The 9,356-nt window shown below is 51.8% G+C and carries 8 protein-coding genes; 5 read left to right on the top strand and 3 right to left on the bottom strand.

Annotated features, from left to right (window positions below; translation table 11 throughout):
• Positions 1–6: 6 nt before the first annotated feature.
• Together FT726_RS08640 and FT726_RS08645 are read left to right on the top strand one after the other, a co-directional pair.
• Positions 7–1,347, top strand: a complete 1,341-nt coding sequence (locus FT726_RS08640) for a UDP-glucose/GDP-mannose dehydrogenase family protein (protein WP_058757711.1) — start codon at positions 7–9, stop codon at positions 1,345–1,347.
• Between the two features lie 14 nt (positions 1,348–1,361).
• Entirely contained in the window at positions 1,362–2,369 is a 1,008-nt protein-coding gene (locus tag FT726_RS08645; protein ID WP_346302673.1) for an NAD-dependent epimerase, read from the top strand.
• 98 nt (positions 2,370–2,467) lie between these two features.
• On the opposite strand, the gene hns is transcribed toward FT726_RS08645, so the two are convergent.
• Together hns and FT726_RS08655 are read right to left on the bottom strand one after the other, a co-directional pair.
• Complete coding sequence (gene hns / locus FT726_RS08650; RefSeq protein WP_031280215.1) at positions 2,468–2,875, bottom strand: histone-like nucleoid-structuring protein H-NS; 408 nt, start codon at positions 2,873–2,875, stop codon at positions 2,468–2,470.
• Positions 2,876–2,957: 82 nt separating this feature from the next.
• Positions 2,958–3,269 carry a hypothetical protein gene (locus FT726_RS08655; protein WP_127834136.1) on the bottom strand — a complete coding sequence of 104 codons (312 nt, stop codon included), beginning with the start codon at positions 3,267–3,269 and terminating at the stop codon, positions 2,958–2,960.
• A 9-nt stretch (positions 3,270–3,278) separates the two neighbouring features.
• On the opposite strand from FT726_RS08655, the gene tdk reads away from it, so the two are divergent.
• Complete coding sequence (gene tdk, locus FT726_RS08660) at positions 3,279–3,899, top strand: thymidine kinase (protein ID WP_058774613.1); 621 nt, start codon at positions 3,279–3,281, stop codon at positions 3,897–3,899.
• Positions 3,900–3,952: 53 nt separating this feature from the next.
• On the opposite strand, the gene adhE is transcribed toward tdk, so the two are convergent.
• Positions 3,953–6,631 (bottom strand): bifunctional acetaldehyde-CoA/alcohol dehydrogenase, encoded by a 2,679-nt coding sequence (gene adhE, locus FT726_RS08665; protein ID WP_058771261.1) that lies wholly within the window; start codon positions 6,629–6,631, stop codon positions 3,953–3,955.
• 444 nt (positions 6,632–7,075) lie between these two features.
• Here adhE and FT726_RS08670 point away from each other — a divergent pair, with 444 nt between their 5' ends.
• Both FT726_RS08670 and FT726_RS08675 read left to right on the top strand, forming a co-directional pair.
• Positions 7,076–7,723: a YchE family NAAT transporter gene (locus FT726_RS08670; RefSeq protein WP_031280216.1), complete on the top strand. Its 648-nt coding sequence runs from the start codon at positions 7,076–7,078 to the stop codon at positions 7,721–7,723.
• Positions 7,724–8,294: 571 nt separating this feature from the next.
• The coding region (locus FT726_RS08675; protein WP_346302674.1) for an ABC transporter substrate-binding protein at positions 8,295–9,356 on the top strand (1,062 nt) is incomplete at its 3' end.

Below are 9,356 nucleotides of genomic sequence, written 5' to 3' on the forward strand. Positions count from 1 at the left end.
AATTCAATGAAAGTCACTGTATTTGGTATCGGCTATGTCGGTCTGGTTCAGGCTGCGGTGTTGGCCGAAGTCGGACATGACGTTCTCTGTATTGATGTCGACGAAAAGAAAGTCGAAAGCCTGAAAAAGGGCATCATCCCAATTTTTGAACCGGGCCTGACGCCGCTGGTTATGTCTAACTATGAAGCGGGGCGTCTGAAATTCAGCACCAACGCAGAAGAGGGCGTAAACCATGGCGTAATGCAGTTTATTGCTGTGGGCACGCCGCCGGATGAGGATGGCTCTGCCGACCTGAAATATGTGACTGCGGTTGCGCGTACTATCGCGCAGCACATGAACGATCACAAAGTCGTCATCGACAAATCTACCGTACCGGTAGGCACCGCTGACCGCGTGCGCGCGGTGATGAGCGAAACGCTGAAGCAGCGTGACGCCAATATCGCGTTCGATGTGGTCTCCAACCCGGAGTTCCTGAAAGAGGGCGCCGCAGTTAACGATTGCATGCGTCCGGAACGTATCGTGGTGGGCACCGACAATGATGAGGTGGTCGAACTGCTGCGTGAACTGTACGAGCCGTTTAACCGTAATCACGATCGCATGATTCTGATGGATATCCGCAGTGCAGAGCTGACCAAATATGCAGCTAACTGCATGCTGGCAACCAAAATCAGCTTCATGAACGAGATTTCCAACCTTGCGGAACGCCTGGGTGCTGACGTGGAAAAAGTACGTCAGGGCATCGGTTCTGATTCACGCATCGGTTATCACTTTATTTATCCGGGCTGTGGTTACGGCGGTTCCTGCTTCCCGAAAGACGTGCAGGCGCTGATTCGCACTGCAGAGTCAATCGGCTACACCCCGCGCCTGTTGCAGGCGGTAGAAGACGTCAACGATTCGCAGAAGAACAAGCTGCCGACGTTTATTAAACGTCACTTTGGCGACGATCTGCGTGGCAAGACGTTTGCGCTGTGGGGTCTGGCGTTCAAACCGAACACCGACGATATGCGTGAAGCCTCAAGCCGCGTGCTGATGGAAGCACTGTGGCAGGCGGGCGCAACGGTGCAGGCGTTTGATCCGGAAGCGATGGAAGAAGCCCAGCGCATCTACGGCCATCGTGACGATCTGAAGCTGTGCGGCACTAAAGAAGCTGCGCTGCAGGGCGCTGATGGTCTGGTGATCTGCACCGAGTGGCAGAACTTCCGTGCTCCGGATTTCGACGTGATTAAATCCTCGTTAAAACAACCCGTGATTTTTGATGGTCGTAACCTGTATGATCCGGAGCGTATCAGCAAACGCGGTTTCGTTTATTATGCAATCGGCCGCGGAGCGTCTATTCAAATTGTGTAATAAATGAGGGATGTATGAATTTTCTGGTCACCGGCGCGGCAGGATTTATTGGTTTTCACGTTAGTCAGCGTTTGCTGGCTGCCGGTCACCAGGTTGTTGGTATCGATAACCTGAATGATTACTACGATGTCAGCCTGAAACAGGCGCGCCTCGACCAGATTACCGCACATCCCGCGTTTACTTTCCTTAAAATGGACCTGGCGGATCGCCAGGCCATTTCTTCCCTGTTTGAACAGCATGCTTTTGCGCGCGTGATCCATTTAGGCGCACAGGCAGGGGTTCGCTATTCCATCGAGAATCCGCACGCCTACGCTGATGCCAACCTGATTGGTCACTTAAATATTCTGGAAGGTTGCCGTCATCATAAGATTGGCCACCTGCTGTATGCTTCATCGAGTTCGGTTTATGGCCTGAACCGTAAAATGCCGTTCTCCACGGATGATTCCGTTGATCATCCGGTATCACTTTATGCTGCGACGAAAAAAGCCAACGAATTAATGTCGCATACCTATTCACACCTTTACCAATTACCTACCACCGGATTGCGCTTCTTTACCGTTTATGGTCCGTGGGGCCGTCCGGATATGGCGCTGTTTAAGTTCACCCGCGCGATACTGGCCGGTGACGCGATTGATGTGTATAACCGCGGCCAGATGACACGTGACTTTACCTATATTGATGATATTGCCGAAGCGATTGTGCGTTTGCAGGACGTGATTCCGCAGGCAGATGAAAACTGGACGGTGGAAAACGGCTCGCCTGCCACCAGTTCGGCGCCGTATCGCGTGTACAATATTGGCAATAGTCAGCCTACCAGCCTGATGACTTACATTGAGTCGCTGGAAAAAGCGCTGGGGATTGAGGCGAAGAAAAATATGCTGCCGATGCAGCCCGGCGATGTATTAGGCACCAGTGCAGACACCCAGCCGCTGTATGACGCGATAAATTTCCGCCCGCAGACCAGCGTAGAGCAGGGCGTGCAGCATTTTGTTGACTGGTACCGCGACTTCTATCAGCAATAAGTCGCGATAAAAAAAGGAAGCCAGCGGCTTCCTTTTTTCTTACCCGGTGTAAAACAGAGCACAGCGCCAGGGCTGGCATGCTGCGAAGCACTGGTTCCTTACAGCAGGAAATCGTCCAGTTGTTTACCTTGTTCTTCAATCGCTTTTTTAATCACGGCTGGCGTACGTCCCTGGCCGGTCCAGGTACGGTTCTCACCGTTCTCGTCGACGTAACCATACTTCGCCGGACGTGCCGCACGTTTGGCTTTACCTGGCGCTTTGGTTTCCGCTAATGCCTGCAGCAGTTCGTTTGGATCAATACCGTCTGCCATCAGCATTTCACGATATTGTTCCAGCTTACGGCTGCGCTCGGCATTTTCCGCCTGGGCAAGAGATTCTTCTTCACGACGTTCATTCACCACAACCTCAAGTTTTTCCAGCATCTCTTCCAGTGTTTCCAGAGAGCATTCCCGAGCCTGCGCGCGCAATGTACGGATATTATTAAGAATTTTAAGTGCTTCGCTCATTGTCCTAATCTCAAAATATAATAAATGGAGTTGTTCTGCCGCCTCATAATAGTGGCGGTGAAAAATAACTGCAATAGCCAGATTAAAAAGCAAAACGTAAAGTTAATGTTGTTAAGCTTTTTAAGGCGCTATTTATTATTCTTTTTATAGATTTGATAGCACAGGTTTTGCAGGGATAAATACCGCTGTGCGCCTTTCGCCCGGGCATCAGCGATAATAATACTGAATAAAATTGCTGCATGATCACGGCTTTGACATAACGTGCGAAATGTTGATAACGATGCTGCTGATCTATGACGATGACGTTAATTTGAGCAGTTGATAAAAATAATGCATCGCAACAGTGCAGCAGCTTTATGATAGACTCACGCGCAACAGTTTCGGGCAGTGACAAGAGACATTTATGGCGCAACTCTATTTTTATTACTCAGCGATGAACGCGGGAAAATCCACCGCATTGCTGCAGTCTTCCTACAATTACCATGAGCGCGGCATGCGTACGCTGGTGTATACCGCGGAAATTGACGACCGCTTCGGCGCCGGAAAAGTCAGCTCGCGTATTGGTCTTTCGTCTCCGGCTTTTTTATATAACGCGCAGACCAACCTGGAAAGTGAAATTGCGGAACAGCACGCGAAGCAGACGGTTCACTGTGTACTGGTGGATGAGAGCCAGTTTCTGACGCGTGAGCAGGTGAAAGCCCTGTCGGACGTGGTAGATAATCTGGATATTCCGGTGCTGTGTTATGGTCTGCGTACCGACTTTCGCGGTGAGTTATTTACCGGCAGTCAGTATTTACTGGCCTGGGCCGATAAGCTGGTGGAATTGAAAACCGTGTGTCACTGTGGACGCAAAGCCAGCATGGTGTTACGACTGGATGCTAAGGGTAAACCGTTCAGCGAAGGGGAGCAGGTGGTGATCGGTGGTAATGAGCGCTATATCTCTGTGTGCCGCAAGCACTATAAACAGGCGATTAATGACGGCTCGCTAAACGCCATTTACGGTTCACAACTGCCTCACGCCTGAATAGCCGCAGCATAAAAAAACCCGCCGCAGCGGGTTTTTTTGTATCAGGCCAATCAGGCCTTCTTGGTTTTCTTCTCACTCTTAACGGCTTTAGCTTCACCCTCAGCAGCAACACTGTTATCTGCTTCTGAGAACTCACGGCCATAGAAGGTATCCAGCATGATTTGTTTCAGTTCAGCAATCAGCGGATAGCGTGGGTTAGCGCCGGTACACTGGTCATCGAACGCATCATCCGCCAGCTTGTCGACTTTCGCCAGGAAGTCAGCTTCCTGCACGCCCGCTTCGCGGATAGAAGTTGGGATGCCCAGCTGAGTTTTCATCTCTTCCAGCCATGCCAGCAGTTTTTCAATTTTTTGCGCGGTACGGTCACCAGCCGCACTCAGACCGAGATGGTCAGCAATCTCAGCATAGCGGCGGCGTGCCTGCGGACGGTCGTACTGGCTGAAGGCAGTCTGCTTGGTTGGATTGTCATTCGCGTTGTAGCGAATCACGTTACAAATCAGCAGGGCGTTGGCCAGACCGTGTGGAATGTGGAACTCAGAGCCCAGTTTATGCGCCATGGAGTGACACACGCCGAGGAAGGCGTTGGCGAAAGCGATACCGGCAATGGTCGCCGCATTGTGAACACGCTCACGCGCCACAGGATTTTTCGCGCCGTCGCGGTAGCTGGCAGGCAGGTTCTCTTTCAGCAGCTTCAGTGCCTGCAGCGCCTGACCGTCAGAGTATTCGTTGGCCAGTACCGATACGTAGGCTTCCAGCGCATGGGTGACGGCATCCAGACCCCCAAAGGCGCACAGCGAACGCGGCATCTCCATTACCAGGTTGGCATCGACAATCGCCATATCCGGCGTCAGGGCATAGTCTGCCAGTGGATATTTCTGGCCGGTGGCATCGTCGGTTACTACCGCAAACGGGGTAACTTCTGAACCGGTACCGGAAGTGGTGGTGATGGCCACCATGCGCGCTTTGACACCCATTTTCGGGAACTTGTAGATACGTTTACGGATGTCCATAAAGCGCAGCGCCAGTTCTTCAAAGTGGGTTTCCGGATGCTCGTACATCACCCACATAATCTTGGCCGCATCCATCGGTGAACCGCCGCCCAGGGCGATGATTACGTCAGGTTTGAAGCTGTTCATCTGCTCGGCACCTTTACGCACGATGCTCAGCGTTGGGTCTGCTTCTACTTCAAAGAACACTTCGGTCTCAATACCGTGTGATTTCAGCACGCGGGTAACCTGGTCAGCATAACCGTTGTTGAACAGGAAGCGGTCGGTGACGATAAAGGCGCGTTTTGCACCGTCTGTCGCCACTTCTTCCAGCGCAATTGGCAGAGAACCGCGGCGGAAGTAGATAGACTTCGGAAGTTTATGCCACAACATATTTTCAGCTCGCTTGGCCACGGTTTTCTTGTTGATCAGGTGTTTTGGACCTACGTTTTCAGAGATAGAGTTACCACCCCATGAACCGCAGCCCAGCGTGAGTGAAGGGGCCAGCTTGAAGTTATACAGGTCACCAATCCCGCCCTGTGAAGCCGGGGTGTTGATCAGGATGCGCGCGGTTTTCATTTTGTCGCCGAAGAAGTTTACGCGCTCGCGCTGGTTGTCCTGGTCGGTATAAAGACAGGAGGTGTGGCCGATACCGCCCATTGCCACCAGTTTTTCTGCTTTATCCACCGCATCGTAATAATCTTTCGCGCGGTACATGGCCAGCGTTGGCGAGAGCTTCTCATGGGCGAATGGCTCAGACTCATCCACCAGTTTCACTTCACCAATCAGAATTTTGGTGCTCACCGGCACGCTAATCCCTGCCAGTTCAGCAATTTTGTAAGCCGGCTGACCGACAATCGCCGCGTTCAGCGCGCCATTTTTCAGGATGATATCCTGCACCGCTTTCAGCTCTTTGCCCTGCAGCAGGTAGCCACCGTGGCTGGCGAAGCGCTCACGCACGGCATCATAGACAGAATCCACCACAATCACTGACTGTTCAGACGCGCAAATCACGCCGTTGTCGAAGGTTTTTGACATCAGGATCGAGGCAACCGCGCGTTTGATATCGGCCGTTTCGTCAATTACTACCGGGGTGTTACCCGCGCCCACACCAATCGCTGGTTTGCCGGAGCTGTAAGCCGCTTTCACCATGCCCGGACCACCGGTGGCGAGAATCAGGTTGATATCCGGGTGATGCATCAGCTGGTTAGAGAGCTCAACCGATGGCGCATCAATCCAGCCAATAATGTCTTTTGGCGCGCCGGCCGCGATAGCAGCCTGCAGTACGATGTCAGCCGCTTTATTGGTGGCGTCTTTGGCACGTGGATGAGGAGAGAAGATGATACCGTTACGGGTTTTCAGGCTAATCAGGGCCTTGAAGATGGCGGTAGAGGTCGGGTTGGTGGTGGGCACGATGCCACAAATCAGGCCAATCGGCTCAGCGATGGTGATGGTGCCAAAGGTATCATCGGTGTCCAGCACGCCACAGGTTTTTTCGTCTTTGTAAGCGTTGTAGATATATTCGGAAGCGAAGTGGTTTTTGATGACTTTATCTTCAACGATACCCATGCCGGATTCGGCAACGGCCATTTTGGCGAGAGGGATACGGGCATCGGCAGCGGCGAGGGCGGCCGCACGGAAAATGGTATCAACTTGTTCCTGACTAAAATTGGCGTATTCGCGCTGTGCCTTTTTAACACGTTCTACCAGTGCGTTAAGCTCGGCAACATTAGTAACGGCCATAATACTCTCCTAAGGAAGTTAAACTTTTTTAGTAAACAAGCCTGAATCCAGAAGTATAGTCTCGTTACGCTTATGGATAGCTAAGGATGGCGATGCCCGTGCCGTTGCTTACTAAAAAGGTTTTTCCGCCAGGATGACCTGTGTCACAGGGTTGAGTTCCGATGGGCTAAGATTACCCCTGATGGGGTAGGCGATTTATGATGCAGATCAATTTAACTATCAGCTGACACCTTTCAGCGCTCACTTTTGCAAGTAAAGTTAGCGTCGACGGCTACAGAAGCCGATCTGACCCGCTGCAGGCCGATAACATCGCGCTAACAGTAGCGGAATAAACTGGGATAGTGCTTTAAGTGCAGCATTTATTTCTGCGTTAGCCTCTGGTGTTTCGCCAGGCTTTTGCACTACATTAAGCGCGATTTTTTTCGCCATCACCTGGAGCCCACCGTGACCCCTGCGCTACTCGATCTTTCTGGCTACATTAAATTTTTTGTGGGTTTGTTCGCGCTGGTTAACCCGGTCGGCATTATTCCGGTATTTATCAGCATGACCAGCTACCAGGCGGTGGCGGAGCGCAATAAAACCAACCTGACCGCGAACCTGGCGGTGGCGATTATCCTCTGGACCTCGCTGTTTCTTGGCGACGGTATCCTGCATCTGTTTGGTATCTCGATTGACTCTTTCCGCATCGCCGGTGGCATTCTGGTGGTCACCATCGCCATGTCGATGATCAGCGGCAAGCTGGGTGAAGACAAACAGAACAAGCAGGAGAAGTCAGAAACGGCGATTCGCGAAAGCATCGGCGTGGTGCCGCTGGCGCTGCCGCTGATGGCGGGGCCGGGCGCGATCAGCTCGACCATTGTCTGGAGCTCGCGTTATCACAGCTGGCCAAATCTGCTGGGCTTTACCCTGGCGATTGCGATATTTGCCTTCTGCTGCTGGTTATTATTCCGGGCCGCACCGCTGATGGTGCGCGTATTGGGACAAACCGGTATCAACGTCATTACGCGTATCATGGGGCTGCTGCTCATGGCGCTGGGCATTGAATTTGTCGTGACCGGAATGAAAGCCCTGTTTCCAGGATTACTGAATTAACGGCGGTTATTTTTTATCGCTAAGCGCTTTGTGAACCAGAATGGTGCAATTAAACGAAATATTGCACCATTATAGTGATTTTATTTGTCGCGCTTAATATTGGCTTAACCTCATCAGTTTTACTACTTATGCCATCCTGCACATAGCCTGACCCGCAAAATACTGTGATAATTGTCACAGTATATCCCTCTGCCCTGAAAATAATCCGCAGTATCATTCTATGGCTTGCGCTGTAAATCCGAATAAATATCCGGGCTTCAGCATTGAAAGCAGCAATATTAGTAAATATTATAAAGTTAGTTGATTAACGAATAATTAACGTGCAAATCAGGCTGAAATTCATTATTTATCAGTGGATTAATCGATAATTCTGCTCAAGAATTAACACTTTTCCTGTGCGCGGCAACGTGATAAAAGAGAATCAGCTAACATTTTTGTGGTTTAGCTTTGGCGTGCTGGCAACGCTTCTGATAATTTTCGGCTCACCGCAAAATTTTTTATCTGCTAGCAACAAATGTGTACGCTTCTTGCTTACTGCTATCAGGTTTATGTTGAAGGTTGATATTGGTTGATGAAAAGCATGGTAGCGAAAACGGCAGCGCGCACGTTTCTGGCGCTTTGCCTATCCAGTGCGCTGGCGCAAAGTCAGGCCGCTGAGATCCCAGCCGGGACGTCATTAGCGGATACGCAACGCATCGTTATTAACAACGGCAGCGAAGTGTCCTCGCTTGATCCACAAAAAGTCGAGGGTGTGCCGGAATCCAATGTGATTCGCAATCTGCTGGAAGGACTGGTTGAGACCGACAACAACGGTCAACTGGTGCCCGGCGTGGCGCAGCAGTGGCAAAATCAGCAGGGCCGCATCTGGACGTTCACGCTGCGTAAAGACGCCCGCTGGAGCAATGGTGAGCCGGTCACCGCGCAGGATTTTGTCTACAGCTGGCAGCGTCTGGCCGATCCCCGCACCGCCTCGCCGTACGCCAGCTATTTGCAGGCTGCGCACATCAGCAACATTGATGCCATCCTCGCCGGTAAAGCTGCGCCTTCCCAGCTCGGCGTGAAAGCGCTGGACGATCATCATTTGCAGGTTACGCTCTCTGAACCGGTCCCGTATTTTGTTGATATGCTGGCTCATACTTCGATGAAACCGGTGTATCGTCCGGCGGTAGAGCAGTGGGGCGATGCCTGGACACAGCCGCAGCACTACGTGGGTAATGGTGCTTACACGCTGGCAGATTGGGTGGTGAACGAGCAGATCGTGGTGAAGCGTAATCCGCACTACTGGGACAATGCCCATACCACGCTGGACGAAGGCGTGTTTCTGGCGCTCACCTCTGAGAATAGCGATATAAACCGCTATCGCAGTGGCGGTACCGACATGATCAACAGCGTGGTGCCGCCCGATATGTTCAAAAAGCTGCAGCAGGCGCTGGGAGACGAAGGAAAAGTCAGCCCGCTGCTGTGCACCTTCTATTACGAAATCAATAACAAGAAAGCGCCGTTTGACGACGTCCGCGTACGCAACGCGCTGAAGTTAACGCTCGACCGCGACATCATCGCGCAGAAAATTATGGGGCAGGGACAGATCCCGGCCTACGGCCTGACGCCGCCCTTTATTCACGGTATTTCTCTC

Source organism: Pantoea sp. Morm, assembly GCF_016643525.1.
GTDB lineage: Bacteria > Pseudomonadota > Gammaproteobacteria > Enterobacterales > Enterobacteriaceae > Pantoea > Pantoea dispersa.

Bases quoted from the DNA above. Each gene is read 5' to 3' on its own strand.
- FT726_RS08640 (WP_058757711.1), top strand. From the start codon at position 7: ATGAAAGTCACTGTATTTGGTATCGGCTATGTCGGTCTGGTTCAGGCT.
- FT726_RS08645 (WP_346302673.1), top strand. From the start codon at position 1,362: ATGAATTTTCTGGTCACCGGCGCGGCAGGATTTATTGGTTTTCACGTT.
- hns (WP_031280215.1), bottom strand. From the start codon at position 2,875: ATGAGCGAAGCACTTAAAATTCTTAATAATATCCGTACATTGCGCGCG.
- tdk (WP_058774613.1), top strand. From the start codon at position 3,279: ATGGCGCAACTCTATTTTTATTACTCAGCGATGAACGCGGGAAAATCC.
- adhE (WP_058771261.1), bottom strand. From the start codon at position 6,631: ATGGCCGTTACTAATGTTGCCGAGCTTAACGCACTGGTAGAACGTGTT.